Below are 26,483 nucleotides of genomic sequence, written 5' to 3' on the forward strand. Positions count from 1 at the left end.
CATGATATTGAGCTGAAATTTATTAATGTTTAATCCGATTATCATAAGGAGACATTATGAAAGGTGCCCAGAATCGGTTTTAGTGAAGTTTCTACCAAATACTTGCCAATTTTCAAGAAAAAAAATAAGATAAAACCTACATATATTTATAATATATTACATTTTAACGGATTTATTAGCTTTTTATCTGTTAGTTTTGTATTTTGGCACTACTATTGGAATAAAACTTCAATAACCCAAAATCTTGAACAAATGAAAAAAATATTACTTTCTACCCTCATTTTCACACTAATACTTTCCTGTAGTACTAGTAAAAAAATTGAAAAAGCAGTGAGCATTGGTAATTACGATCAGGCCATTTATGATGCCATTGGCAAATTGCGAACTAACAAAGACAAAAAAGGAAAAGCAGAATACATAATCATGCTTCATGAAGCTTATAATAAAGCTACTGTGCGTGATTTAAGTAATATTGATTTCCTGAAAAAAGACAACAATCCTGAAAACTATATCCGCATTTATGATGCCTATGTTGGTTTAGATGCCAGACAGGCCCGTATTAAGCCTTTACTGCCTTTATACGTAAATAATAAAGAAGTACGTTTTAATTTTAATAATTACAATAATGACATTATAAATTTTAAAAATAATGCCTCTGAACAACTTTATAAAAATGCGACTGCCCTTTTAAAATCTAACAACAAGTTAGATTTTAGAACTGCATATCAATCTTTGAGTGATATTGAAGATATCAATCCTAATTATAAAGATGTACGCGAACTCATGGAATTAGCACATAATAAAGGAACCGATTTTGTTTTGGTTATTATGGTCAATGATACTCAAAAAGTAATACCTACCAGACTTGAAAATGATTTATTAAATTTTAGCAGCTACGGTCTTAATAACTTTTGGGCAGTGTATCATAGTACCCCTGAAGATAAAATCACTTATGATTATAATATGCGCGTTAACTTAAGAGATATCAATGTATCGCCCGAGCAAATTAAAGAGAGACAAGTTATTAAAGAAAGGCAGATTGCCGACGGTAAAAAGAATTTGTTGGATGATAGAGGGCAAGTTGTAAAAGACAGTCTTGGCAACAATATTCAGGTAGATAATTTAAAAACGGTACGTTGTGAGTATTATGAGTTTACACAGTTTAAAGCCACACAAGTAACGGGTAAGGTAGAATATGTTAATTTAAATACCAACCAGTTAGTAGATGCATTTCCAGTAACCAGTCAATTTGTTTTCGAACATATTTATGCGACTTCCAGCGGTGACCGTCGCGCTTTAGACACTAGCCTAATACCCTTTTTAGAAAGACGTGCTGTACCCTTCCCATCTGAAGAACAAATGATTTATGATACAAGTGAAGATTTAAAACTCCAGTTAAAAAATATTATAAATTCTTATACTTTTAACTAAAACAAAAACTCCCAATTAATTTTGGGAGTTTTTGTTTTAATAATTTTAACTTTCTTTCAAATAGTCTCCAGAAGCTATTAATCTTAAATGGTCTGTAGGGTTATTATATAAATAAACCCAAGTTCTTAATATTGTGCCATCATTCAAAAACGTCTCAATCAATTCTCTTCTATATTCATTGGGATATTCAGTAGAAGCTTCACCAACACCTTCATAATCATCTAAGATTTTGAAAGTTTTAATATGGTCATGAATCTTAAAAATATGCCCATAAACCCTTTCTGATGCTATTTTACTTAATACAGCCCCAGGGTACCACGAAACCTCAAATAATTTTCCATTAAAATAGCCTTCTCCAACAAACTCAGAGTTTTTATCCAAAAATTTAGACATGTAACTATTAAAACCCTTTAATAGCGTTCCATAAACAAATAAGTAGTCAGATTTCATAGCAGGATAAATTATTGATTTTTTTGCACATAAAATTCACAAAGCGTTACTTCTTTTCAATCCACCAAACCCAAAACACAAATAGCCACATTAAATTTGCAGACCAAGCTACCGCATAGATTGACGGCGGTGGTGGGCCAAAAATATTCATAAAATGAATCAATAAAAAAACAACAACCAAAGACCAAAACACCACTTTACGTTTAAAGGTTACAGTTTTATAGTATAAATAAACACCAATTAGAAAAAGTCCGGTTTCTAAAATAATTTCAATTATGGGGGTGTTCCATAAACCCATACCAACTTTTAAATCGGTGAAAGGCGACAATGGTAAATCAGGTCTGTGTGTTATAAAATCTAAAATCCAATGGCTAAAAACTAAACATCCCAACAATAAAGATCCTTTCTTGTTTTTAGTAAATGCTAAATAAAAACTCGCAAATAAAATTGCCCAAACAACAGTCATAAATAAACTATGCGAGTACGGATAAGAAGTGAAATTAAGAGGCGTTAATGCCGTGTTACCAGGATCTATTTCAAAGGTCTCAAAGCCTAATAAAACAAATATTGGCCATAATAAATCTAATAATTGCACTGCTACAAACATCATTACACGTGATGGACGTTTGTCTATTTTTTTAGCTCCGAAAGCCAAAGCGTAATGCCCAATAAACACAGTATAAAAAATATTAAAGGTTGAAAATAAATATAGTTATTTCAAACGAAATTAATTATTTAATGCAATATTCCAAATTTAAATTTTTGTATTTAAAATTTATAAAATGTTCAAGTTTAAGTAATCTGAAGTAAATATTTAACAAACCTATCCTTGATTGATAATGAAAATACTTTGCTTTTGTATTTGTAATATTGGCCCTCTGTTTCATACTCACTTATCAGATAATAACTTGAAGTATAATACTAAAATAATTATAGAATATAATAAGATATGTTTATATTTTATTAATTTAATTTTTATGATTTAAGTCGTATATTTGAGAAAAGGTAGTTCTATGAATAATTTTTTCAATGAACTGAAGCGTAGAAATGTTATCAAAGAAACCATAGCCTATATCGTTGTGGCTTGGGTTTTTTTGCAAGTCACTACTATGGTGTTAACCATTTTTGAAGCCCCTTCCTGGGTTTCTAAAACCTTAACATTTCTTATTGCCATGGGTCTGCCTGTCTGGATCTTTTTTTCATGGGCCTATCAGGTCACTCCTGAAGGATTCAAAAAAACAGAAAGGATTTCAGAAGATCAGGTCATTACTGTAGCTTCCAATAAGCGCTTGGATATTCTGATTGTTATTTCATTGATAATTGCCATTGCTGTAGCCTTTATTAATAAACCATCAAATAGCATAACTTCCAAAACAATAATTTCGAAAGACCTTGCTTCTTATCATTCTATTGCTGTATTGCCTTTTACTGATTATAGCCCAAGTAAAGACCAGGCCCATATTACTGATGGAATGGCAAAAAACTTAATCCAAGAGTTGGGAAAAATAAGTTTATTAACCATCCCGTCTGCTACTACAATGAAAACATACAAAGAAACGAACAAAACCTTACCTGAAATAGCCAGAGAGCTAAACGTAGATGTACTTCTTGAAGGGTTTACTGAGCGAAGAAATGATAGGATGCGTATTACCACTTCATTAATTAGTGCAAATGATAAAACATTGTGGACCCAAGATTATGAGGTAGCCATGGAAGAATTTAATGTATTGAGTTATAATATTTCCCAGAAAATAGTCAAAGAATTAAAACTTGTACTCAGTCCTGCAGATTCAGCAAGATTTACAATGCCGGCTCTGGTAAATCCAGATGCCCTGGAAGCATACCTCAAAGGTATGCAAATTATAAAGGAGGGTCAAAGTTTTGAAGACATCAAGCTGGCTGGAAAGTATTTTCAGAAGGCTATTACATTGGATTCCACATATGCCCGCTCCTATGCCCATTTGGGATTTATTTATAACCTTTATCCCTATTTTTCTGAAAAATCACCTATAGAAGCCGCAAAGATGTCAGAAGCTGTAAATAATATCGCGTTACGACTGGATCCTCAATTAACATTGGCATACCTCAATCAATTCAAGAATTTATATTCTACAGAATGGAAATGGGAAGAAGCACTTCCTATTTTATCTAAAGCCGAGTCTTTATCGCTCAATGACCCCGAAGTCCTGGATTTGTTTATAGAATATTATGTTACTTCAGGAAAATTTGACAAAGCGTTTAGCACCCTGGAAAAACTAGGTCAAAAAAAGGAATTTCGCGATTGGTATTTTTCTAACAAGGTATATATTCAGTTTCATAGCCGCAATTTAGAGGGTGCACTAAGAACTGGTGAGGAATTCCAGAATTTATATCATAAAGAGTTACCTGCTCCCAGGTTGCATATGTGGGCCCTTTCTTTATTGGGCCGGCATCAAGAAGCAGTGAGCACTGCTCGACAAATTTTGACTAATGAGGCTAATTTAATACCAATTAATCGCGGAGAGATAGGATGTGTTTTAGCAAGAGCCGGTTTAAAGAAGGAAGCACTTGAGCAGCTCATAATACTGAAGAGTTCTAAGCTAAAATATATCGATCCGGTTTCTATTGGTCTTTTATACATGGGGTTGGGGGATAAAGATCTGGCTATGCAATATTTTGAGCAAGGTTATGAGACACATGCCCATTGGATGATCTATTTAAAAAGAGCACCTCCTTTTGATACTATGCGCGGTGACCCCCGATTTGAAAAATTGATACAGAAGTTAAAATTTCCGTAAAAAATTAAATAAAACAGTATCAGAGAATAAAAATAAAGCACCATCTCATTAATGTAAATATTACCTAAAATGAAATTTTTCGAAGAACTGAAGCGTAGAAATGTTATCAAAGAAACCATAGCCTATATCGTTGTGGCTTGGGTTTTTTTGCAAGTCACTACTATGGTGTTAACCATTTTTGAAGCCCCTTCCTGGGTTTCTAAAACCTTAACATTTCTTATTGCTATGGGTCTGCCTGTCTGGATCTTTTTTTCATGGGCCTATCAGGTCACTCCTGAGGGATTCAAAAAAACAGAAAAGATTTCAGAAGATCAGGTCATTACGGCAGCTTCGAATAAGCGTCTGGATATTCTGATTGTTATTTCATTGATGGTTGCTATTGCCATAAGTTTTATCAATAAAGGGGATTCTAAAAGTACAAATGTAGTTGCAAGCAGTGAAGTAATCATAGAAAATTCGATTGCCGTACTGCCCTTTCTGGACATGAGTCCCAATAAAGATCAGGAATACCTAAGTGATGGTATTGCGGAAGAAATACTCAATCGTTTGTGTAAATTCAAAGAATTGAAAGTAATGGCAATGACTTCTTCATTTTCTTTTAAAAACAAAAATGAAGATATAAGAACCATTGGGAAAATTCTTAATGCGTCCCTTATTTTAGAAGGTAGTGTTCGTAAAAATGAAGACACTATCATGATTTCTGTAAGACTTACCAATACCGAAAACGGAAATATACTCCTGTCTGAATCTTATTCAGATGATATACATAATATTTTCGGTCTGCAATCAAATATTTCTATTGATATTGCTAAAAAAATAGACGCCAAATTATCGCTTAATGGGAATAAACTCCTAAATAGAAAAAAAATTAATCCAATGGCTTATGAAACCTATCTAAAAGGAAGATCACAATTTATTAATGGGCCATTAAATATGAATGAAGGCGAAATATTTAGGGCAAAAAATTATTTCGAATCCGCAGTTCAACAGGATACTACTTTCGTCGAGGCCTATGCATATCTCGCTCTTACTTATTATAATTTGGCAGACTGGGCATTAGATCGAGATGAAAAATCAAAAATTAAAATAGCGCTTGATTCAGCAGAAATACTTGCTAAAAGGGCTTTATTTCTTGATTCTCTGAGTTCAGGAGCACATTTGGCTATGGGGAGCTTCTACTTCCATCAATATAATTGGTTGGAAGCTGAAAAAGCAAAAAGAAAGGCTGTTGAATTAAATCCAGGTGGGACAGAAGAAAAATTTATACTGGCCTCCTTTTTAGGCCAATTTGGACAAGTTGACGAGGCACTGAGGCTGGATGAAGAAGCTTTAAAACTAGATCCTCTAGATGTCAATAGCAAAATTAAATATGCCCGCGATTTGTATCGTGCTAGACAATATGATAAAGGGATAGAACAATGCAATCTTATTCTTAAGGAAGAGCCAAATTCAATTGGAGCCTTACAGTTCCAATATCTTTGCTATTCAGGCAAAAAACAATTTCAGGAAGCCGGAAAAACTTGGGCAAAAATTTTAGAATTAAAAGGCGAAAATAAATTTGCAGAAATCTATAAGACTTTTGAATATAAAACGGCCATAAAGAAAGCACTTTTATATATTAATGATTCCATTTCATTAGGGGTTATTCATCCTATTGAAATGTCAATGTTCTACGCAGAACTTGAAGATAAAGACAAAACATTTAAGTATTTAAATTTAGCATATGAAAATCGTTTACCTCAAATCAGTTATTTGAGTCAACATCAGTTTGATTTCATAAGAGATGACCCCAGTTATTTAGATCTTTATAAAAAAGCAGGTTTTAAAGCTTATTACGAAAATAAAAGATAATTTAAATCTAATTTTTATATGTGTTGAATTACTCCATAAGAGCATTTCAAATTATTTATATTATTTAGATTTGATCATAACGAACCCAAAATAAAGGAATTCATATCCAAATTATAAATACTTCGATGGCTTTGATATGCCAATGCAAACTCCCCTTTTTTTATGACCAATAATTGAGACGATTCATGTCAACTTCACACACTTTTAAAAGCTGTCTTAAGAAAAATACCCAATTTATTAATGGGCCATTAAACATAAATAAAGGTAAAATATTGAGGACGAAAAATTAATAAAAAACATTAAACACTCCTTGGTATGTGCTTAAAAATTAAATAAAATTCATAAGCTTAACAAGTACATCAAATATTAATTAGATTTACCAAAATCAATCATTTTTTCCAAAAAGAATGTCTAAAGAAAATTTACGAAAAGATAAAACTTGTTTAAACTGCCAACATAAAGTAGAGAAACGCTTTTGTCCCAATTGTGGGCAAGAAAATTCAGAAATAACCAAATCGTTTCACCACCTATTTCTTCATTTTTTTAAAGACTTTACTCATTATGACAGTTCTTTCTGGAAAACCATTTTTTATTTATTCTTTAAACCTGCCGCTTTAACTAAAGAATATTTATCAGGCAGGCGTTTGTCCTTTTTAGCACCCATACGTTTATATATTTTTATAAGTTTTATTACCTTTTTCTTGATTTCATTATTCCCAAATAAAACTATAGAAATTAGTAAAGAACCTCAAGAAACTTTAAAAAATATAGTTGTACTTCCTTCTATAGATTCTTTACATATTAAAGAAAAAAGTATAGATGGATTAACTCGAGTGGGCCTACTTTCGCAACAAAATAATGATACAATTAAAAAAATATTAAATCAAACTAAAGGAACTGATAAAAAAGAAGTAGCTGATTTTGGTTATGAATCTATCACAGAATTAGACTCGATCCAAAAACATACCAGTGAAGAAAAAAAAGTAGGTCCAACTGAATATTGGTTTCTTAAAAAATGGCTGGTTGTGAAGCAAGAAAATACAAATGAGCAAATTAGAGAAAAATTCATTCTTTCTTTTACTCGTAATTTACCAAAAGTATTGTTCCTGTATATGCCTGTTTTCGCATTTATATTATGGCTTTTTCACAATAAGAAAAAATGGTATTATTTTGATCATAGCATTTTTACCCTTCATTATTTTTCCTTTTTACTTTTGCTTATTTTAATATTATTTTTTACAGATAAACTTATCCCATTATTGGGCAAAAACCCTGTAGTTGACTGGATCAATTTTAGTTTAAAATCTGCAGGAGTGTTTTGGATGATTTATTATTATTTCCCGGCACATCGCCGTTTATACGAACAGCCCATTGTGAAATCCTTTTTTAAAAGTATTACAATAATCATCATTAATCTGCTAATTATAACACTATTAACTGTGGTTTTTGCACTATTTACGTATATAAATATCCATTAAAAATCTACTAAAATACTTAATTTCTTAAAATTACTTAGAGAATGGACTACTCGAAGAAATCCACTCAAAGCCATAGTATTCATGACACCCTTTGAATTATTAGCAACCAGTGCTCCTCTTTTTTATCATTAGTCATTGTGGTGACTTATGAAACATATGAGCTTATTCTTAAATTAAAAATCAAGGCAGATGATTATATTAACTCTCTATAAATTGTGTGTAGTGCTGGTAACGTTCAAAAATCTGGAGTACATAATTATAAGGTTCTATGCCACGCACATAGCCATATTTTACAACAGGGTCATTATAATTTTTGGGTAAGCTTAGCTCTAAAATAATATCTTCTACGTTATCATCCCAAACATTGGCATTTAATCCTCGTTTTTCTGCAAGGTTTTGCGCATCCTTTACATGGTATAAGCCACAATTATATGACGCCAAAGTAAATTTTGTCCGTTGAATTGAATCTGTAATATGCCCAAAACTTGTCCATAATTGTTTTAAGTATTTTGTACCACCTTTTATACTCTGAACTGGATCTGCTCTATTTGTGACGCCTAATTCTATAGCAGTTTCTGGCATTAATTGCATTAATCCTGAAGCCTTAGCCCATGAACTCACTCTTGGATCGAACTTTGATTCTTGATAAATTTGAGAAGCAACAAGTCGCCAATCCCAATTTAAAGTTTTTGTGTACTTTTTTATTAAATCATCATAGGGGCTTATTTGCTGTTTGTTTAAACTATAAAAATCACTTTTTATTCGTCTTCTATAGAATTTCTTGTTTTTGAAATACTTGTTATAAATAACATTAAAGTCTATTTGTCTTTTTAATTGTTCTAACCAGTTATTTGTAGCTTCAAGTAAATCTTTAGAGTTATGCCTTGTAGCCCAAGCTATTCTTTGAGAAAAACTAACAGGAACATTCACATCTAAAATTGGATAATATGTTTCCATAATACTCGCAATGTTGTTTTCTGCAATGGTATATTTAATGTCTCCTTCAGCAACTTTTTCTATTATTTCATCTGTAGACATTTCAACAGGTAGTATATTTAAATGTATTGTTCCTCCTAGTTCTTTAGATAAATTATATATTCTTTCTTTAGAAGAAGACAGATCTCTAACAGAAATTGTATCTCCTAATAAATCTATGGGATCATGTACTAATGATTTTTCTAACTTACCCCAATTCATATTCTGCCAATTAGCAGGTTTTTTTTGTACTAAAACTTGCTTAGTTAAATACAAATGATCCGTAAAAGAAACTTTTTCTTTTCTATCGGTGGTAATAGCTAAACCATGAGCTACAATATCTCCTTCTCCATTATTTAATTTTTCAAAAAGCTCATTTACATTTTTTACCACTATTATCTCTAGAGTGACATCTAAATACTTAGCAAATCGTTCTAGTAATTCAAATTCATATCCCATAGGACGTCCCTTATATAGATAATAAGTAGTCCCACTATATACCATTAAAGCACGTAAATTTCCAGATTCTTTAATTTGCTCTAAATCCCATTCTTTGCTGGGTTTAATTACTTCAATTTTGCTAATGGAATCCTTTTCACAACAAAAAAGTAGAAACAAAAAAAAGCAAACCAGTTTTAAACTTATATTTAAACCAAATTTCTTATTCATTAAAATTTTATTGATAAACTCTGATATAATCAACTACCATAGCACTTTCTTCAAAAGAAGGGTCAACATCTGATTCAATCGCTATATTAAGCAATAAATATTGATCAGTTGTAAATGGCCATGTTTCTGAATCTCTTACAGAAGGTTCATATGTATAATGAACAACATCATCAACACTGAACACCATTTTTTCTTCAGACCACTCGATACTATAAATATGAAATTGATTTGAGACATTTTCTACAACCTGACCTCCAATATTAACGACATCATCTCCAGCACTAGATGCTGTATGTACTGCACTTTGCACATGATTTTGTTTTTTTCCCCAATGCTCTAAAATATCAACTTCGCCACAAACTGGCCAATACGTAGTTCCAAAACCTTGTTTTTGCCAATAAGCACCAGGTTCATCTATATTTTTATTAAGCATCCATATAGCAGGCCAAGTACCAATACCAGTCGGTAATTTTGCTCGTACTTCCACGCGGCCATAAGTAAATGCGAATTTTGAATTTAATCTAGCTGAGGTATATTCTTTAATTTCTCCCTGATCATTAAATATTTCCTTCTTAGCAACAATATTTAAAAAACCATCTTTTACATATGAATTTTCTGTTCGGTTTGTATAATGATTTACCAAACCACCATACCAATCACCACCAGATGGCAATTGCGTTTGAAGAAACCATTTTTCTGAATTAATTGGGCCATCATCATTAAACTCATCAGACCAAATTAAATTATTAAACTGTGTACTTGACTTACTTTTTGAATTTCCGCAATTAGTTGTTAAAAAGGAAACAAATAGCAATAATATTAACGTAAAAATTCTCATATACAGAAGATTGAATAAAAACAACCTTCTAAATATACAGTATCTGTAATATTAAAAAAAATTAAATACCTATTAAAACCCTATATAAATTGACCTAAATTGATATTGTTAATAGAACCGTGACTTGAATGTGCAACGACTACCCCATTTTTTACAACCAATAATTGTGGCGACTCATGAACCACATTAAATTGAGATGCAATTTCATTAGAAACATCTCGGTAAGCTATTAAATCAAGAAAATATAGATCCATACTATTTTCTGAAAAGACATAATCTTGTTCAAATTGTTTCAAAACCATTCTACTGGTACCACAACGACTAGAATGCTTAAAAATAATTTGCGTTTTAGTGGATGATTTATCCTTTATATCATCCAATTGATTTATTGAATTTAAGGGTATCCAATGTAATTCCTTTTTATCTACTGCTTCAGATGAACTGTTAAATAGCTTTTCAAATAATCTCATATTTTGTATCTTATAGTAAGGTTTGTCGATGGCTCTAATACAATCTTACAAACTGCCTAAAAGTCACAATATCATTGACTTTAACTGACGTTTTGTCTTCAAAACTATGTTGGTAAGATTATTGAACAAATCTATTAAAAAGAAAAAAATAAAAAAGATATGAACCTTAATAATTTTACAATAAAATCACAAGAAGCTGTTCAGCAAGCGCAGCAACTTGCTCAAAGTTTCGGTCATCAACAAATAGAAAATGAACATATTTTTAAAGCTATTTTTGAAGTTGATGAAAATGTCCTGCCATTTATTTTAAAAAAATTAAATGTTAATATTAACATTTTAGAACAAGCCCTTGATAAACAAATTCAAAGTTATTCAAAAGTTACCGGAGGGGATATTATTTTTTCAAGAGAAGCGGGTAAAACATTAAATGAAGCTTCTATCATTGCCAAAAAAATGAAAGATGAATTTGTTTCAATTGAGCATTTAATTTTAGCTGTTTTTAAATCAAATAGCAAAATTGCACAAATGCTTAAAGACCAGGGTGTTACTGAAAAAACCTTACAAGCTGCTATTGATGAAATACGCCAAGGTGAAAATGTGACTTCCCAAAGTCAGGAAGAAACATATAATGCCCTTAATAAATATGCTAAAAACTTAAATCAACTTGCAAAAGATGGTAAGTTAGATCCTGTTATTGGTAGAGATGAAGAAATACGTAGAATTCTACAAATTTTATCGCGCAGAACTAAAAATAATCCCATTTTAGTTGGTGAACCAGGTACTGGTAAAACCGCTATTGCTGAAGGTTTAGCTCATAGAATTGTTGACGGAGACATTCCAGAAAATTTACGAGACAAGCAAATTTTTGCTTTGGATATGGGTGCCTTAATTGCCGGTGCCAAATATAAAGGTGAGTTTGAAGAGCGTTTAAAAGCCGTCATCAAAGAAGTAACTAATAGCGAAGGTGATATTGTGCTCTTTATTGATGAAATACACACTCTGGTAGGTGCTGGTGGGGGTCAAGGTGCCATGGATGCAGCCAATATTTTAAAACCAGCATTAGCAAGAGGTGAATTAAGAGCTATTGGAGCCACTACTTTAGATGAATATCAAAAATATTTTGAAAAAGATAAAGCTTTAGAACGTCGTTTTCAAAAGGTGATGGTTTATGAACCAGATACTGAAAGCGCCATTTCTATATTACGTGGTATTAAAGAAAAATATGAAACACATCACAAAGTAAGAATTAAAGATGAGGCTATTATTGGTGCTGTAGAATTATCTCAACGTTATATAACCAACAGATTCCTACCAGATAAAGCCATAGACTTAATGGATGAGGCTGCCTCAAAATTGCGAATGGAAATCAATTCTAAACCGGAAGAATTAGATGTATTGGATAGAAAGATTATGCAACTGGAGATTGAAATTGAAGCTATCAAACGTGAGAAAGATGAAGTTAAATTAAAAGTTTTGCGTTCAGATTTAGCAAACATTAAAGAAGAACGAAATGAACTTAATGCTAAATGGAAAAGCGAAAAAGAGGTCGTTGACAATATTCAAACCATTAAACTTAATATTGAAAACTTCAAATTAGAAGCCGAACGTGCAGAGAGAGATGGTGATTATGGAAAAGTAGCGGAATTACGCTATGGCAAAATAAAAGACGCTCAAGAGAATTTAGAAAAACTTCAAAAAGAACTGCAAGAAAATCAATCTGGAAGCTCTCTTATAAAAGAAGAAGTTACCTATGATGATATTGCAGAAGTAGTTGCTAAATGGACCGGTATTCCTGTAGTCAAAATGCTTCAAAGTGAACGAGAAAAATTATTAAAGCTTGAAGACGAATTACATAAACGTGTCATTGGCCAGGATGAAGCCATCATAGCTGTTAGTGATGCGGTAAGAAGAAGCAGGGCTGGCTTACAAAACCCTCAAAAACCAATAGGAACCTTCCTGTTTTTGGGAACTACAGGCGTTGGTAAAACGGAGTTAGCAAAAGCATTAGCCGAGTATTTGTTTGACGATGAAAATGCCATGACCAGAATTGATATGAGTGAATATCAAGAACGTCATGCGGTAAGCAGATTAGTAGGTGCGCCTCCAGGATATATTGGATATGAAGAAGGTGGTCAATTAACAGAAGCCGTTAGAAGAAAACCATATTCCGTTATTCTATTGGATGAAATTGAAAAAGCACACCCTGATACGTTTAATATTTTATTGCAGGTTTTAGATGAAGGCAGATTAACAGATAACAAAGGAAGAGTCGCTGATTTTAAAAACACTATCATTATTATGACCTCCAATTTAGGAAGTCATTTGATACAGGAACGATTTGAATCTACGAAAAATCTGGATTCCGCTATTGAAGCTGCAAAAATTGATGTTTTAGGTTTATTGAAACAAACCGTAAGACCTGAGTTTTTAAATAGAATAGATGATACCATTATGTTTACTCCTCTAACAAAAGAAAACATTGTTGAAATTGTAGGCTTACAGATAAAAGGCATTACAAAAATGATTGCAAAGCAAGGCATTACATTTGATGCCACACCTGAAGCTATTAAATATTTAGCAACTAAGGGATACAATCCGGAGTATGGTGCACGACCTGTAAAACGTGTTATTCAAAAAGAAGTTTTGAATGCCTTGAGTAAAGAAATTTTATCAGGAAAAGTAACTACAGATAGTATCATACTATTAGATGCCTTTGATGATAATTTAGTTTTTAGAAATCAAGGAAACCTTGTTACCGAAGAATTCTAAAAATTGTAACAAAAGCGGTAATTAACCGTCTTTATATTGGTTGGTTAGTTAAAAAGCAATGTGAATCGATTCTTTAGTAAAATTTAAAGAGATGAACATTGCTTTTTTTAATTTATATTTTTTAAGGAAATAAATAAAAAAACATTTTTTTCAAGCTCTATATCGATTATTTTATTAAATTTGTTTTGTCGATTAAATCGCCCCTTTCATCGAATAATTAATTTGACAAATCCCTCTTAAATTTTATCGTTTTTATTAAATTTTAAAAAACCTACTTATGACGGATATCAATGCATTCCTTGATTTTACACAATTAAATTCATTTACAACTCATCATGATATTGTAAACTTGTGCAATGAAGCACTTCAAAATAATTATCATGCTATTTGTGTTAACAGTTGTTATGTGCCGCTAGCCAAACAATTATTAAATAAAACCTCTGTAAAAATCTGTTCAACGGTTAGTTTCCCATTAGGAGCCATGTCAACACAAGCCAAAGCTTTTGAAGCTAGGAAAGCAATAGAACAAGGTGCCGACGAAATTGAAATGGTTTTAAATATTGGTTCATTAAAAAGCAAAAGTTATTTATCACTTTTGAAGGACATTATTGATGTGAAATTGGCCATAAATGGAAAAACTTTAAAAGTTATCATTGAAATTAGCCAACTCAATAAGAATGAAATTATTAAAGCCTGCGAAATTTGTATGGATGCAAAAGTTGATTATATCAAAACTTCAACTGGATTTTCAAATAGCGGAGCCACATTCACAGCTGTAAAAATCATTAAAAAAACAGTGAAAGATCATGTGAAGATTGTTGCATCTGGTGGTATACAAGATTATGAAACGGCTTTAAAATATCTGCAAATAGGTGCTGACAGAATTGGCGCATCACAAGAAATTAAAATGACCAAAGCCCAGTTTTCTGCAGATCTTTATTCAAAAATGGAACGCTAGACCAGAAAATTCTTTTGTAATAAAATAATTCCTCGTTCAAATTATTAATTTAAGCTATTGTTGTATCTTTATAGCCCTGTTTTATATATAAAAACACCAAGCTAAATGCATCTTAATAACTATATTGACCATACACTTCTTAAACCAACCGCCAGCAAAAATGAGATTATAAAACTTTGTGATGAGGCCATTGCGTATGAGTTCTTTTCTGTTTGTGTTAATAGTTGTTATGTCTCTTTAGCAAAGCAACATTTAAAAAATACCAAGGTAAAGGTTTGCAGTGTCATTGGTTTTCCATTAGGTGCCATGTCCACTCAAGCTAAAGTAAATGAAGCAAAAAAAGCTTTAGATGACGGTGCTGATGAAATTGACATGGTGATGAATCTTGGTTATTTTAAAAGTCAAGATTTTGACAATGTCTGGAAAGATATAGAAGCCGTTAAGCATATCATGCCTAATAATATTTTAAAAGTTATTTTAGAAACTTGTTATCTTGAAGAAGATGAAGTTTTGAAAGCTAGTGAACTCGCTATAAAAGGTGGAGCTGATTTTATAAAAACATCTACTGGTTTTGGAACCAGAGGCGCCTCATTTGAGGACATTAAACTCATGAAGCGTGTTGCTAAAGATGTAACAAAAATAAAAGCTTCTGGCGGCATTAAAGATGCCAAAACAGCCATAGACTATATCAATTTAGGAGTTCAAAGACTAGGAACTTCTTCTGGAATTGCTATCCTTAAAGGCAGCATTTCTAAGTCAAATTATTAATCAAATAAAATTTTATAATAATCTAATGAGTGTACATATAGAGGCTAAAAAAGGCGAGATAGCTGAAACCATTTTACTTCCTGGTGATCCGTTAAGAGCTAAATGGATTGCTGAAACATTTTTGGAAAATCCTGTTTGTTTTAATAAAATCAGAGGCATGTTGGGCTATACAGGAACTTACAATGATAAACGTGTTTCTGTCATGGGTACAGGCATGGGCGTGCCGAGCATTTCAATTTATGCCCATGAACTGATTACAGAATATGGGGTCAAAAACTTAATTCGTGTAGGAAGTGCCGGCTCTTATCAAGCACATGTAAAAATAAGAGATATTGTATTAGCTATGGCTGCTTCATCAAATTCAGGTATTAACGAACTTAGATTTGGAGGCGCTGACTTTGCACCAACGGCAGACTTTGAGTTGTTTGAAAAAGCGATTCATGCAGCTAAAGCAAAAAATATTCAAATTAAAGCCGGTAATATTTTTACTTCTGATGAATTTTATGCTGATGATTTTGAGTCCTATAAAAAATGGTCCAAATTTGGGGTTCTTTGTGTAGAAATGGAAAGTGCTGGTTTATATACCGTTGCGGCTAAACATAATGTGCGTGCTTTAAGTATTTTAACCATTTCAGATTCTTTGGTAACAGGAGAACGCACTTCCAGTAGTGATAGGGAGACCACTTTTAAAGATATGATTAAAATTGCCCTGGAATTGGCCTAATTTTAATGATTGCCATTTCAGAGAATATTCAGCTAGTTGAAATAACCATTAATGATCATAAAAAATTAATGGCTCTTGCCTGTAAAATATACCCTCCAGAATACCTACATCTTTGGGATAATAATGATTGCAACTGGTATTTAAACAGATCTTATGGTCTTGAAAATTTTAAAGAAGAACTTTCTGAAGTGCATTCCAATTACTATTTCGTACTATATAATTTAAAAACTGAAGGACTTATCAGGTTTGTTTACAATAAACCTCTTAATCAGTTTTCAGATACATCTGGAACTTATTTACATAGACTTTATTTAAATCAAGAATCTCAAGGAAAGGGTATTGCTCAACAATTATTGCGTTGGATTGAGCAAAAATCCAAAGAAAATGGAATGGGATATATTTGGCTTGAAGCCATGGATACTAAAGAAAAGGCCATTCAGTTTTACAAAAAAACGGGATTTAAAACTTTATCAACGAGACGGTTGAATTTTGAATTAATGCTTCACCAATATAGAGGAATGTATATTATGCATAAAAATATATCATAATTTTCCTTACATTCATATCATAAACCAAACTGTATTTAAATAATCATCTATTTTTATGAAATATCTTTCTATAATTATTCTTTCGACGATCATCCTTGCCTCTTGTGAAAATAAAGAAAAGCCAACTGAAAGTAATGTAAGTAAAAAGGTCTCAACTTATTATTTTATTAGGCATGCAGAAAAAGACAGAAGTGATCCTACAAATGAAAATCCACACCTTACAGACATTGGAAATCAAAGAGCTCAACATTGGAATGAGGTATTTAAAAATATTAATTTTGATGTGGTATATTCAACTAATTATAACAGAACAAAAGAAACAGCACAGCCTACTGCTTCAAAAAACAACCTCGACCTTGTATTATATGACCCAAAAACCATTGATATTTCAAAATTTTTAAAAGTTACTGAAGGAAAAACCATTTTAGTGGTTGGTCACAGTAATACGACTCCTGATCTTGTAAATAGAATTTTAGGAAACAAAAAATATGATGATATTGATGATTCAAACAATTCCAATTTATACGTAGTAACTGTTTCTGGAGACCATATTTCAGATAATCTTTTATATATCAACCCATAATTATTTTAAGGTTATTAATTGGAACTTTATTTTCTGTCCCAAATATTTTTGAGCTAATATATTTATAGATTTTTCTTCAAGTTGAAATATTCTCGGGTAACCACCGGTAGTTTGACAATCTCTCATAAGAATAATAAGATTTCCGTCGGGTGTTAGTTGAACAGTTCCCGGCATTACTAAAGAGGTTAGAATGGGTTCTAATTTATTTTCAACTTTTTCTTCCAGTTGATAAGCCATTCTGTTATTGTTTTTTGAAACAGTCAAATCACTTGAAAACAGTTGCTCTATTTGAGTGTCAAAAAGTTGATCAAACTCAGGTCCTTCAAAAACATTTATTATTTTAGTTTTGAAAAAAGTATCGTCCCATTTAATTGAAGCATGTTTCTGAATAAATTCTAGCGAGGGCTCAGCAACAATATCCAATTTATCATTCTTATGTATTTTAAACTGCTTTGTAATCCTTTGATACATACTTCTGCTATGCATTACACTTTCAGTCTTAAAGCCTCCTAAAACGGACAAATAACTCCTTAAGCCATACTTAAGTTTTCCAAAAGCTAAAGTATCTCCTTTAACAATTTTTTGAACAACATTTATTTTAACCGGAGTTCCATTTAAACTTGGCGATATATCTGCACCGGTAATACAAATAGCGGTATTACAATGAAACTTCAGTATTGGTCCTGTCATAGTAATTTCCATAACAGCATCATTAAAATCATTTCCCAATAAATTATTAGCTTTTAAAGCAGAGAAAACATCCATAACACCAGAAGTCGGGACGCCATATTGCTGATAACCCACACGCCCTAAATCTTGAATAGAATCATAAAAACCGACTTTTAAAACTTCAAGCATCAATCACCTCACTTTCCATTTGATAAACACCCGTATCTACAAGTATTTTGATGTTTTCATGGTCTTTTAGTGTTATAGGATAAAAAATAATTTGATCACCAGGCTTCGAGAAACAAGGTGTTTTTTTAGAAACATCAAAAAAAGAAACAGGAGAGTTGCCTATAATATTCCATCCACCTGGACTTTCATTTGGATAGACCCCAGTCTGATTTCCGCCTATAGCAACAGAACCCTGTTCCACTTTTAATCGAGGTGTTGCTTTTCTAGGAACAAATAAGCTTTTGTTTAAGCCGCCTAAATATAAAAACCCAGGTAAAAATCCTATAAAATAAACAGTGTAAGTTGATTGAGAATGACGCTTAATTATTTCATCAATAGAAAGTTCTTTCTCCATTGAAATAGCTTCCAAATCAATCCCAAAAACAGCATCATAACAAACAGGAATTTTCCATAGTTTTGACACAATGTCATGTCGTAAATCTAACGATTCATACAACTTTTTTAATAATTTCACCTCATTTTCAAAATTCCTACAAATAGAATCATAAATAATTAATAACGAGTTATATGCTAATTTTAATTCAACTATTTGTTTAATCTTTTTTTTATAAATTTGATCTTTGAAATGAATAATATCCTTTAGAATATTTTTATCTATTATGGCGGGCCATTCTATTAAAATAGCACGTTCTCCAAACCGTTTATAAGAAAGATTATAAGCCATGAATTACTTTATTTGGATACCCTTTTCTAGCAGCCTTTTAATTAAATCTTGTATCAAATCGATCGCTTTTGGATTATCTCCATGAATACAAAATGTATCAGCTAGAATTTTAATTTCTGAACCAATAATTGTTTTAACTTTTTGAGAACTAATCATTCTATAAACATGGTTGAACATTTGCTCAGACTCATGTATCAAAGCATTGTTTTCATTTCTTGAAACCAAACTGCCATCCTCATTATAATTTCTATCAGCAAAGGCTTCATACCTTATTGGAATATTATTTTCAATAGCCATTTTTTCAATGACTGAATTAAAAGGCACAAATAGTTTCACAGGTAAGATGAAATTTTTCATAACCTCTATTATAACAAAGGCCTTTTTATGATCTATTGCAGCCATATTATATAAAGCCCCATGTGGTTTCACATGATTCAACCTAGTATTTTCCTCTTTCAAAATAATCATTAAATCATCTATCTGCGCTTTTATAGAGGTGTATAAAGCGGCACAAGAGATATCCATTGGTTTACGTCCAAAATTTGCTTTATCCGGAAAAGAGGGGTGTGCTCCTATTTTAACATTATTCGCTGCAGCAAGTTTCACAACCTTTCGCATCGTTTCTGTATCACCTGCATGTCCGCCACAAGCAATATTGCATGAAGAAATTATAGGCATTAAAATGGATTCATTTCCTATACCTTCCCCAACATCCACATTAATATCGATAAATCCAGTTCCCATTATAATAAATTAAATACACCCAAAATACTTTTAGCCCCTAAAAATAAAGTAACCGCAAGAATTAATAAACCTATAATATTTTTAATTTTAGTGTTTTTATTAAGGCCAAGAATAGAAGAATTATTCATGATCCAAATTAAAATCCCGGCTATTAAAGGTAATAAAAGTCCGTTAGCAATCTGGGCAAACTTAATAATTTCAATGGATTTAAAGCCAATAGAAGAAAACAAAACACCTAAGCCTAAAATAAATATCCACACAAATCTAAACTTATACGAACGCAACCCAGTATTCCATCCCAAACATCCATTGGCAACATAAGCCGCGGCTAAAGGTGCTGTAATGGCACTTGTAATACCTGCAGCGAACAAACCTATCCCTAAAAAATATTTTGAGTAAGTTCCAAATAAAGGCTCAAGAGCCTGTGCTAAATCTAAAGCACTATTAATTTCCTTTGATTGTATGGCTGCCGCAGAAATAATTATGCTCATTGAAACAATACCGCCCAAAACAACAGCAATATAGGTATCCCTGACTGCAAATTTTAAATCCGCTTTTTCCTGCCACTTTTCTTTAACTAAGTAAGAATGCAGGAATAAATTATAAGGCACAACTGTAGTCCCAATTAATCCAATAATAGTTAATAAACTTCCTTTTGGTGCTTCAAAATTAAACAGACCTTTTAACACCGCCATGACATCTGGTTTAGTAACGATTGCCGTAATCAAAAATGAAAAACTCATAATGATCACCAAGCCAACAAGTGTTTTTTCAAGTACCTTGTAATTTCCAATGTATAGTAAAACAAAGGCAATGAAACCAATTATCAGACTATAACTATTTATAAAAAAATTACCTAGTTTTAACTTTGGGCTTCCAAAAACAGTTTCCAAACCTAATACGCCTCCACTAATATTGCCAGCTTCATAGGCAGCATTACCTACTACTATTGCAGACAAGATTAATATAACAATAAGACTTTTTAAAAAGGGATTTTTTATTTCTTCCCTAATGGTTTCTGCAAGCCCTTTTTGAGTAATGATTCCTAATCGAGCCGACATTTCTTGCAATACAATAGTTGCAATTATGGAAAATAACATGGCCCACAATAAAGTAAAGCCAAAACCTGCACCTGCGAGTGCGCACACAGTCACAGTTCCTGGTCCAATAAATGCCGCAGCAACTAATGGCCCCGGGCCGATATTTTTAAACCATGATATCACCTAGTTTTTATAGTTGTTTTAATAAGGTTAAAAGTATAGCCTATTAATTATCAATAGAGCTTAATGCATAAATAGCAAAACTTCCTAACCAATGCCCCCCTTCATAACTATCTCCAACAATACTTGGTAATGAGTAATTAATATGCTGATTCGCGATATTTTTCAAATGATGATATTCCGGAAGTCCATCAGCAATTTTATTCAAGCTCCATGCCCTTGAAAAATTAACCCCATCAAGATGCACCAATTGTCCATCTGTTCTATCTGAAACCAGACCGACCTCTAATTTATAATTAGTGTTTTTTAATTCTGGTAAAAAAATATTCAACCAAGATTTGAATTCTTCCATTGGCAATAGACGCTTCATTAAAGCGGCTTCCTCTAAACAAGGTGATAAAAAATCACTTCCACTAGGCTCCCAGGACATGGGACAATCTTTGTCATTTATAAAGAAATATTTGGCTCGTTCTATTATAACATTTTTAAGCACTTCATTATTAACCGTTTGTGCATAATCGTAAGCAAATGACAATCCAAATGCGGTATTAGGATGTGTTCCAACCCGCAATGGATAGTTTAATTTTGGTAAAAATTCAATGTATTTTTCAATTATAAAGTTGGTTAATGGTTGCAAATTATTTTCCAGTTCCCTAGCGATTGGAGAATCCCAATTATGCAATTCCTCTGCTAATTTCAATAACCAGGCCCAACCATAAGTGCGCTCAAAAGTCTTATTATGTTCGCCTTGAAAAAAAGTCATTTCAGTAAGTATATTTTCTTTAGAAATACTTTCGAGAAGTTTTTCTTCTAAAGATTGCGCATTTTCCAGTTCTGGAAACATCTTTAATAAACGCACCAAACTCCAATGCCCATGTACTGATGAATGCCAGTCAAAACAACCATAAAAGGCCGGATGCAAGGTTTTAGGAGATTTTAAGTCGGCATGACTTCCTAAGGTTTGACCTAATTTGTTGGGGTATTCTGTATCCAAGCAATGCAAGGGCAATAGTGCCAATCGGTTAGCTTGTTCTATATTTAAGACTGGTTTTTCAACAATTTCGGGTTCAGGTAAGTCCACAACTTCTTTTTTTTCTTCTTTGGATTGATTACAACTCATCACTAAAACAACTAATACTATTAAATAATACCTCATCATAAATTCTGTTTACTATTTTTTTATCCTAACCAACCTTCTCTATCTAAACTTCTATATTGAATCGCTTCACTAATATGTGAACCATTTACTTCTGCTGTACCTTCTAAATCAGCAATGGTGCGTGAAACTTTTAAAATACGGTCATACGCTCTGGCTGAAAGATTTAAACGTTCCATGGCAGTTTTCAACAATTGCTTTGACGCCTCATCCAAAACACAATATTTACGGATTTGCTTAGTATTCATTTGAGCATTATAGTGGACAGCATCAGAGGCTTCAAATCTTTTGGTTTGAATTTCTCTGGCTTTAGTGACTCTCTTTCTTATGTCAACGGATGACTCACTTTTTCTTTCTTCTGATAATTTTTCAAACGGTACAGGAGTTACTTCAATATGAATATCTATTCTATCTAAAAGTGGACCTGAAATTTTACTTAAATAGCGTTGCATTTCCGCAGGACTTGAAGTTACTGGCGCCCCTGGATCATTGAAATAGCCACCAGGACTTGGGTTCATGCTGGCAACCAACATAAAACTGCTGGGGTAGGTTACCGTAAACTTTGCTCTAGAAATAGTCACTTCTCTGTCTTCTAATGGTTGCCTGAGTACTTCCAAAACACTGCGTTTAAATTCTGGTAATTCATCTAAAAACAAAACACCATTATGTGATAAGGAGATTTCTCCAGGTTGCGGAAAGGTGCCTCCACCAACTAAGGCGACATCACTAATAGTATGATGCGGGCTTCTGAATGGTCGCTGTGATATAAGTCCCATGTCTTTTACTTTACCAACAACAGAATGTATTTTAGTAGTCTCTAGAGCTTCATGCAAGGTCATAGGTGGTAAAATACTTGGTAATCGTTTTGCCAACATAGTTTTCCCAGCGCCTGGCGGACCAATTAAGATAATATTATGTCCTCCGGCAGCAGCAATTTCCATACACCTTTTAATACTCTCCTGGCCTTTTACGTCGCTAAAATCAAACTCAGGAAAATCCAAATTTTTATAAAATTCTTCTCGTGTATTAATAATGGTTTGCTGCAATGCTACACCTTTATCAAAATAATCAATAACCTGTTTGATATTATCAACTCCATAAACTTCTAAGTTATCAACTATAGCTGCCTCTTTCGCATTTTGACTGGGTAATATAAATTTTTTAAATCCTTCTTCTCGCGCTTTCACCGCTATTGGTAAAGCGCCTTTTATGGGTTGTAAACTTCCATCGAGAGATAGTTCTCCCATAATAATATACTGTTCTAAATCTTCTGATTGAATTTGTTTTGAGGCCGCTAAAATGCCTACAGCCAAAGTTAAATCATAGGCACTTCCCTCCTTGCGCAAATCTGCTGGTGCCATGTTAATAGTGATTTTTTTTCCTGGAATTTTATAACCATTATTTTGTAGAGCAGCAGCAATACGATAATTACTTTCTTTGATAGCATTATCAGGTAATCCAACCAAATGATATCCTATGCCACTATCAACATTAACTTCTACAGTAATGGTAGTTGCTTCTACTCCAAAAACCGCACTTCCAAAAACTTTTTTAAGCATACATTTTCTTTAATATTTAAAAATAAGAAAAGTATTATAATTCATATCTTAAAATTATCTAATAAACTAATACTTTATAAACTGAAACGTATTTAATTCATTAAATTTGAGTATCGATTTAAAAGCTCTTTATGAAAAAATTAGTTACTGCAGTTTTATTTTTGTTTGCCACTTTAATTACTGCTCAAGAATCAAAGCACCTTACTTTAGAAAGTGCTGTTTTAGATGGTTACAAACTACTTCCTGAACAAAAGCCTATGCAATGGATTCAAGACTCTGATAACTTTGCTTATAACGAAAATAGCAGTTTATTTGTTGAGTCCGCTTCTGTTTCGGGTAAAATAATAAAAACACCGGCTCTTCAATTAGAAGACCTTCAAAATGTCTTACCAGATTTAAAAAGACTTCCAAACACTTTTTCAAAAATCACCAAGCAAGATGTTACATTTACCAATGGTCACTCCATTATAACTTATAACTACAAAATAAAAACCATTTCAGAAACCATTACTTATCCAAATGAATCTGAAAATATGGATTATAGCAACAAAGCTAATGCAGTTGCATATACCATTGAAAACAACTTGTTTGTGGCGAATTCCAGCAACCCGAAAATTGTAGTTACAAATTATGATAATAAAAATATTGTTTCGGGGCAAGCCATTGCACGCTCAGAATTTGGCATTACGAAAGGCACCTTTTGGAGTCCGAATGGAACATCGCTAGCATTTTATCAAAAAGATGAAACCAAGGTAACTGACTATCCTTTGGTTGACATTAACACTACACCGGCTGTGTTAAATAATATTAAATACCCAATGAATGGTATGAACAGCGAAATTGCTAAAGTTGGTATTTATAATTTAAGTACTAACTATGTTACCTATCTTGATATTGACACGTCAGACGAACATTACTTAACTAATTTATCATGGTCACCTGATGAAGCTTTTGTGTTTTTAGCTGAATTGAATCGCGATCAAAACCATATGTGGTTTAACATGTATGATGTTACTACTGGGAAAAAAGTTAAAACTTTATTTGAAGAAAAAAACGATAAATGGGTAGAACCCGAACATGATGCTGTTTTTATACCTAATAGCATTTCAAAATTTTTATGGTTGAGCGAGCATGATGGTTTTATGAATTTATATCTCTATGATATCAACAAAGGTTTAGAAAAACAACTCACAAACTATAAATGGGTTATTAAAAATATTATTGGTTTTGACAGTGCTAACAAAAATGTTATTATTTCTGGAACAGGAAATGACGCTCGTGACAATAAAGTATTTAAAGTTTCACTTAAAAATGGTAAAACTGAAGTCCTAACACCTGAAAGTGGTGTGCATCAAGTTAGTTTAAGTTCAGATGGGAATTACCTGATTGACTCTTATTCAAGTCTTTATATTCCTAGGATTACAAAGATAAAAGCAGTAAACAATTCTAAAGAGCGTAACGTTCATGCAGCAGACAATCCTTTGAATGATTACCAATTGGGTACTACCGAGTTTATTACTTTAAAGGATAAGAACGGAACTGATTTATATGGAAGAATTATTAAGCCTGCAAATTTTGATACCTCAAGAAAATATCCTGTTTTAATATATGTCTACGGTGGACCACATGCTCAAATGATTACAAATTCATGGCTAGGTGGCTCTAACTTATGGATGCAGTGGATGGCGGCTGAAAAGGATTATATACTGTTTACCTTAGATAATCATGGTTCTGAATCTCGTGGATTTGATTTTGAAAGTATTATTCATAGGCGCTTAGGTGACAAGGAAATGGAAGACCAATTAATTGGTGTAGAGTATTTAAAATCGTTACCTTTTGTGGATGGTAATAGATTGGCTATCCACGGTTGGAGCTATGGCGGATTTATGACAAATTCACTTATGCTTCGTCATCCAGGTGTTTTTACAACTGCCGTTGCTGGTGGACCTGTAACTGATTGGAAATTTTATGAAATTATGTATGGAGAACGTTACATGGACCGATGGCAAGAAAATGAAGCAGGCTTCAAATCCTCACAATTACAAAATTATGTAAATAACCTTGACGGTAAACTCCTGGAAATTATTGGAAGTATAGACCCTGTTGTGGTTCCACAACATACCATGACCTTACTGGATGCCTTTATTAAAAACAATAAACAAGTTGATCTTTTTATCTATCCTATGCACCCGCACAATGTTAGAGGTTTAGATAGAGCACACTTGATGCGGAAAATTTTAGATTATGTTGTTGAAAACAATAAATAATTTTTTACCATTATTATTATTTATCAAGACATCTAATTTAGTTACGTATTGAAGGCTAATGATGCTCTCTATAGAGTATTTCATAGTCTTCAATCGTATCTATATCTGAAATTAAATTTTCTCCATCAACAGATAGTATCCTATCAGAATACTTTTGTAATATATTTTTTGCGCCCATATCGTTATTTAGTTGCAGTAATTCTTCAAAAAATGAGTTATTAAAAATAGCCGGAACCCCTAATTTTTCATTTTGATATAAAGTACAAATTATTTTATTCTGATAAAGCTTTTGAGTTTCTATCATTTGATTTAAAAAGTCGGCATTAATAAGTGGTTGGTCCGCTAACATTATTAGAACATTATCAATATGTGGTAGAGAATTATTAATGTAATTGATTCCAAATGAGATAGTGCTTCCTAGCCCTTTTTGCCAATTTTTATTACATAAAATATGCGTATTTTTATCTTCAATTTGAGATCTAATTTTTGAATAGTTAGCTCCTAGTACCACAATATTTTCTGAATTGACTTCATTAACCGTATTAATAGTATGTTGCAACAGATTAGTGTATTTCCATTTAAGTAATTGCTTCGAAACACCCATTCTTGAGGAATTACCTGCTGCAAGTATTAAGACGGCTAATTTTGACAATGAAAATTTTTTAT

The 26,483-nt window shown here is 32.3% G+C and carries 23 protein-coding genes; 11 read left to right on the forward strand and 12 right to left on the reverse strand.

Features of this window, described 5'->3' with window-relative positions; translation table 11 throughout:
• Positions 1 to 252 precede the first annotated feature (252 nt).
• Positions 253 to 1,431: a hypothetical protein gene (locus V8G56_RS15155; protein ID WP_395439308.1), complete on the forward strand. Its 1,179-nt coding sequence runs from the start codon at positions 253 to 255 to the stop codon at positions 1,429 to 1,431.
• 45 nt (positions 1,432 to 1,476) lie between these two features.
• Here the strand turns inward: V8G56_RS15155 and V8G56_RS15160 are convergent, their stop codons facing one another.
• Entirely contained in the window at positions 1,477 to 1,881 is a 405-nt protein-coding gene (locus V8G56_RS15160; protein WP_395439309.1) for a gamma-glutamylcyclotransferase family protein, read from the reverse strand.
• Between the two features lie 46 nt (positions 1,882 to 1,927).
• Entirely contained in the window at positions 1,928 to 2,557 is a 630-nt protein-coding gene (locus tag V8G56_RS15165; protein WP_395439310.1) for a metal-dependent hydrolase, read from the reverse strand.
• Between the two features lie 337 nt (positions 2,558 to 2,894).
• Between V8G56_RS15165 and V8G56_RS15170 the strand changes: the two genes are divergently transcribed.
• The 3 genes from V8G56_RS15170 to V8G56_RS15180 all read left to right on the forward strand — a co-directional run bounded on the left by V8G56_RS15170 (position 2,895) and on the right by V8G56_RS15180 (position 7,987).
• Positions 2,895 to 4,658 carry a hypothetical protein gene (locus V8G56_RS15170; protein WP_395439311.1) on the forward strand — a complete coding sequence of 588 codons (1,764 nt, stop codon included), beginning with the start codon at positions 2,895 to 2,897 and terminating at the stop codon, positions 4,656 to 4,658.
• Positions 4,659 to 4,727: 69 nt separating this feature from the next.
• Positions 4,728 to 6,509: a hypothetical protein gene (locus tag V8G56_RS15175; RefSeq protein ID WP_395439312.1), complete on the forward strand. Its 1,782-nt coding sequence runs from the start codon at positions 4,728 to 4,730 to the stop codon at positions 6,507 to 6,509.
• A gap of 407 nt (positions 6,510 to 6,916) precedes the next feature.
• Positions 6,917 to 7,987, forward strand: coding sequence for a DUF3667 domain-containing protein (locus V8G56_RS15180; protein ID WP_395439313.1), 1,071 nt, complete (start codon positions 6,917 to 6,919; stop codon positions 7,985 to 7,987).
• Between the two features lie 198 nt (positions 7,988 to 8,185).
• Here V8G56_RS15180 and V8G56_RS15185 read toward each other — a convergent pair whose 3' ends face one another.
• From V8G56_RS15185 to ytxJ, 3 genes are all read right to left on the reverse strand, one after another.
• A complete protein-coding gene (locus tag V8G56_RS15185; protein WP_395439314.1) occupies positions 8,186 to 9,631 on the reverse strand; it encodes an MltF family protein in 1,446 nt (481 codons plus the stop codon).
• A gap of 7 nt (positions 9,632 to 9,638) precedes the next feature.
• Complete coding sequence (locus V8G56_RS15190; protein ID WP_395439315.1) at positions 9,639 to 10,469, reverse strand: glycoside hydrolase family 16 protein; 831 nt, start codon at positions 10,467 to 10,469, stop codon at positions 9,639 to 9,641.
• A gap of 80 nt (positions 10,470 to 10,549) precedes the next feature.
• Positions 10,550 to 10,939, reverse strand: coding sequence for a bacillithiol system redox-active protein YtxJ (gene ytxJ, locus V8G56_RS15195; RefSeq protein WP_395439316.1), 390 nt, complete (start codon positions 10,937 to 10,939; stop codon positions 10,550 to 10,552).
• Between the two features lie 159 nt (positions 10,940 to 11,098).
• On the opposite strand from ytxJ, the gene clpB reads away from it, so the two are divergent.
• The 6 genes from clpB to V8G56_RS15225 all read left to right on the forward strand — a co-directional run bounded on the left by clpB (position 11,099) and on the right by V8G56_RS15225 (position 17,289).
• Positions 11,099 to 13,708: an ATP-dependent chaperone ClpB gene (gene clpB, locus V8G56_RS15200; RefSeq protein WP_395439317.1), complete on the forward strand. Its 2,610-nt coding sequence runs from the start codon at positions 11,099 to 11,101 to the stop codon at positions 13,706 to 13,708.
• Between the two features lie 277 nt (positions 13,709 to 13,985).
• Entirely contained in the window at positions 13,986 to 14,666 is a 681-nt protein-coding gene (gene deoC, locus V8G56_RS15205; protein ID WP_395439318.1) for a deoxyribose-phosphate aldolase, read from the forward strand.
• Positions 14,667 to 14,771: 105 nt separating this feature from the next.
• On the forward strand, positions 14,772 to 15,434 hold the full coding sequence (gene deoC / locus V8G56_RS15210) for a deoxyribose-phosphate aldolase (RefSeq protein ID WP_395439319.1): 663 nt from the start codon (positions 14,772 to 14,774) through the stop codon (positions 15,432 to 15,434).
• A 25-nt stretch (positions 15,435 to 15,459) separates the two neighbouring features.
• Positions 15,460 to 16,158: a purine-nucleoside phosphorylase gene (gene deoD / locus V8G56_RS15215; RefSeq protein WP_395439320.1), complete on the forward strand. Its 699-nt coding sequence runs from the start codon at positions 15,460 to 15,462 to the stop codon at positions 16,156 to 16,158.
• Positions 16,159 to 16,163: 5 nt separating this feature from the next.
• Positions 16,164 to 16,706, forward strand: coding sequence for a GNAT family N-acetyltransferase (locus V8G56_RS15220; RefSeq protein ID WP_395439321.1), 543 nt, complete (start codon positions 16,164 to 16,166; stop codon positions 16,704 to 16,706).
• Positions 16,707 to 16,761: 55 nt separating this feature from the next.
• Positions 16,762 to 17,289 carry a SixA phosphatase family protein gene (locus tag V8G56_RS15225; RefSeq protein ID WP_395439322.1) on the forward strand — a complete coding sequence of 176 codons (528 nt, stop codon included), beginning with the start codon at positions 16,762 to 16,764 and terminating at the stop codon, positions 17,287 to 17,289.
• Here the strand turns inward: V8G56_RS15225 and V8G56_RS15230 are convergent, their stop codons facing one another.
• The 6 genes from V8G56_RS15230 to V8G56_RS15255 are packed head-to-tail and all read right to left on the reverse strand — an operon-like array spanning position 17,290 to position 23,550.
• Positions 17,290 to 18,147 carry a 5-oxoprolinase subunit C family protein gene (locus tag V8G56_RS15230; RefSeq protein ID WP_395439432.1) on the reverse strand — a complete coding sequence of 286 codons (858 nt, stop codon included), beginning with the start codon at positions 18,145 to 18,147 and terminating at the stop codon, positions 17,290 to 17,292. It abuts the gene before it with no gap.
• Entirely contained in the window at positions 18,140 to 18,871 is a 732-nt protein-coding gene (pxpB, locus tag V8G56_RS15235) for a 5-oxoprolinase subunit PxpB (protein WP_395439323.1), read from the reverse strand. The genes V8G56_RS15230 and pxpB overlap by 8 nt, the downstream gene beginning before the upstream one ends.
• 3 nt (positions 18,872 to 18,874) lie before the next feature.
• Positions 18,875 to 19,615, reverse strand: coding sequence for a 5-oxoprolinase subunit PxpA (pxpA, locus tag V8G56_RS15240; protein ID WP_395439324.1), 741 nt, complete (start codon positions 19,613 to 19,615; stop codon positions 18,875 to 18,877).
• Positions 19,615 to 20,838, reverse strand: a complete 1,224-nt coding sequence (locus V8G56_RS15245; protein WP_395439325.1) for an Nramp family divalent metal transporter — start codon at positions 20,836 to 20,838, stop codon at positions 19,615 to 19,617. Before V8G56_RS15245 ends, pxpA begins: the two co-directional genes overlap by 1 nt.
• Before the next feature lie 43 nt (positions 20,839 to 20,881).
• Complete coding sequence (locus V8G56_RS15250; protein WP_395439326.1) at positions 20,882 to 21,994, reverse strand: DUF2891 domain-containing protein; 1,113 nt, start codon at positions 21,992 to 21,994, stop codon at positions 20,882 to 20,884.
• Between the two features lie 20 nt (positions 21,995 to 22,014).
• Positions 22,015 to 23,550, reverse strand: a complete 1,536-nt coding sequence (locus V8G56_RS15255; RefSeq protein WP_395439327.1) for a YifB family Mg chelatase-like AAA ATPase — start codon at positions 23,548 to 23,550, stop codon at positions 22,015 to 22,017.
• A 131-nt stretch (positions 23,551 to 23,681) separates the two neighbouring features.
• Here V8G56_RS15255 and V8G56_RS15260 point away from each other — a divergent pair, with 131 nt between their 5' ends.
• The gene (locus tag V8G56_RS15260) at positions 23,682 to 25,817 is read left to right on the forward strand and encodes a S9 family peptidase (protein ID WP_395439328.1); all 2,136 of its coding nucleotides are present in this window, start codon (positions 23,682 to 23,684) and stop codon (positions 25,815 to 25,817) included.
• 55 nt (positions 25,818 to 25,872) lie between these two features.
• On the opposite strand, the gene V8G56_RS15265 is transcribed toward V8G56_RS15260, so the two are convergent.
• Entirely contained in the window at positions 25,873 to 26,469 is a 597-nt protein-coding gene (locus V8G56_RS15265) for a nucleotidyltransferase family protein (RefSeq protein WP_395439329.1), read from the reverse strand.
• Positions 26,470 to 26,483 lie beyond the last annotated feature (14 nt).

The organism is Gaetbulibacter aquiaggeris, from assembly GCF_044003965.1.
Taxonomy (GTDB): domain Bacteria; phylum Bacteroidota; class Bacteroidia; order Flavobacteriales; family Flavobacteriaceae; genus Yeosuana; species Yeosuana aquiaggeris.

What these genes read in the sequence shown, in the direction of transcription:
- V8G56_RS15170 (WP_395439311.1), top strand. Translation starts at nt 2,895, where the DNA reads ATGAATAATTTTTTCAATGAACTGAAGCGTAGAAATGTTATCAAAGAA.
- ytxJ (WP_395439316.1), bottom strand. Translation starts at nt 10,939, where the DNA reads ATGAGATTATTTGAAAAGCTATTTAACAGTTCATCTGAAGCAGTAGAT.
- V8G56_RS15185 (WP_395439314.1), bottom strand. Translation starts at nt 9,631, where the DNA reads ATGAATAAGAAATTTGGTTTAAATATAAGTTTAAAACTGGTTTGCTTT.
- pxpA (WP_395439324.1), bottom strand. Translation starts at nt 19,615, where the DNA reads ATGGGAACTGGATTTATCGATATTAATGTGGATGTTGGGGAAGGTATA.
- V8G56_RS15230 (WP_395439432.1), bottom strand. Translation starts at nt 18,147, where the DNA reads ATGCTTGAAGTTTTAAAAGTCGGTTTTTATGATTCTATTCAAGATTTA.
- V8G56_RS15260 (WP_395439328.1), top strand. Translation starts at nt 23,682, where the DNA reads ATGAAAAAATTAGTTACTGCAGTTTTATTTTTGTTTGCCACTTTAATT.
- V8G56_RS15190 (WP_395439315.1), bottom strand. Translation starts at nt 10,469, where the DNA reads ATGAGAATTTTTACGTTAATATTATTGCTATTTGTTTCCTTTTTAACA.
- clpB (WP_395439317.1), top strand. Translation starts at nt 11,099, where the DNA reads ATGAACCTTAATAATTTTACAATAAAATCACAAGAAGCTGTTCAGCAA.
- deoC (WP_395439319.1), top strand. Translation starts at nt 14,772, where the DNA reads ATGCATCTTAATAACTATATTGACCATACACTTCTTAAACCAACCGCC.
- V8G56_RS15220 (WP_395439321.1), top strand. Translation starts at nt 16,164, where the DNA reads ATGATTGCCATTTCAGAGAATATTCAGCTAGTTGAAATAACCATTAAT.
- V8G56_RS15180 (WP_395439313.1), top strand. Translation starts at nt 6,917, where the DNA reads ATGTCTAAAGAAAATTTACGAAAAGATAAAACTTGTTTAAACTGCCAA.
- V8G56_RS15255 (WP_395439327.1), bottom strand. Translation starts at nt 23,550, where the DNA reads ATGCTTAAAAAAGTTTTTGGAAGTGCGGTTTTTGGAGTAGAAGCAACT.
- deoD (WP_395439320.1), top strand. Translation starts at nt 15,460, where the DNA reads ATGAGTGTACATATAGAGGCTAAAAAAGGCGAGATAGCTGAAACCATT.
- pxpB (WP_395439323.1), bottom strand. Translation starts at nt 18,871, where the DNA reads ATGGCTTATAATCTTTCTTATAAACGGTTTGGAGAACGTGCTATTTTA.
- V8G56_RS15225 (WP_395439322.1), top strand. Translation starts at nt 16,762, where the DNA reads ATGAAATATCTTTCTATAATTATTCTTTCGACGATCATCCTTGCCTCT.
- V8G56_RS15155 (WP_395439308.1), top strand. Translation starts at nt 253, where the DNA reads ATGAAAAAAATATTACTTTCTACCCTCATTTTCACACTAATACTTTCC.
- deoC (WP_395439318.1), top strand. Translation starts at nt 13,986, where the DNA reads ATGACGGATATCAATGCATTCCTTGATTTTACACAATTAAATTCATTT.
- V8G56_RS15175 (WP_395439312.1), top strand. Translation starts at nt 4,728, where the DNA reads ATGAAATTTTTCGAAGAACTGAAGCGTAGAAATGTTATCAAAGAAACC.
- V8G56_RS15160 (WP_395439309.1), bottom strand. Translation starts at nt 1,881, where the DNA reads ATGAAATCTGACTACTTATTTGTTTATGGAACGCTATTAAAGGGTTTT.
- V8G56_RS15250 (WP_395439326.1), bottom strand. Translation starts at nt 21,994, where the DNA reads ATGATGAGGTATTATTTAATAGTATTAGTTGTTTTAGTGATGAGTTGT.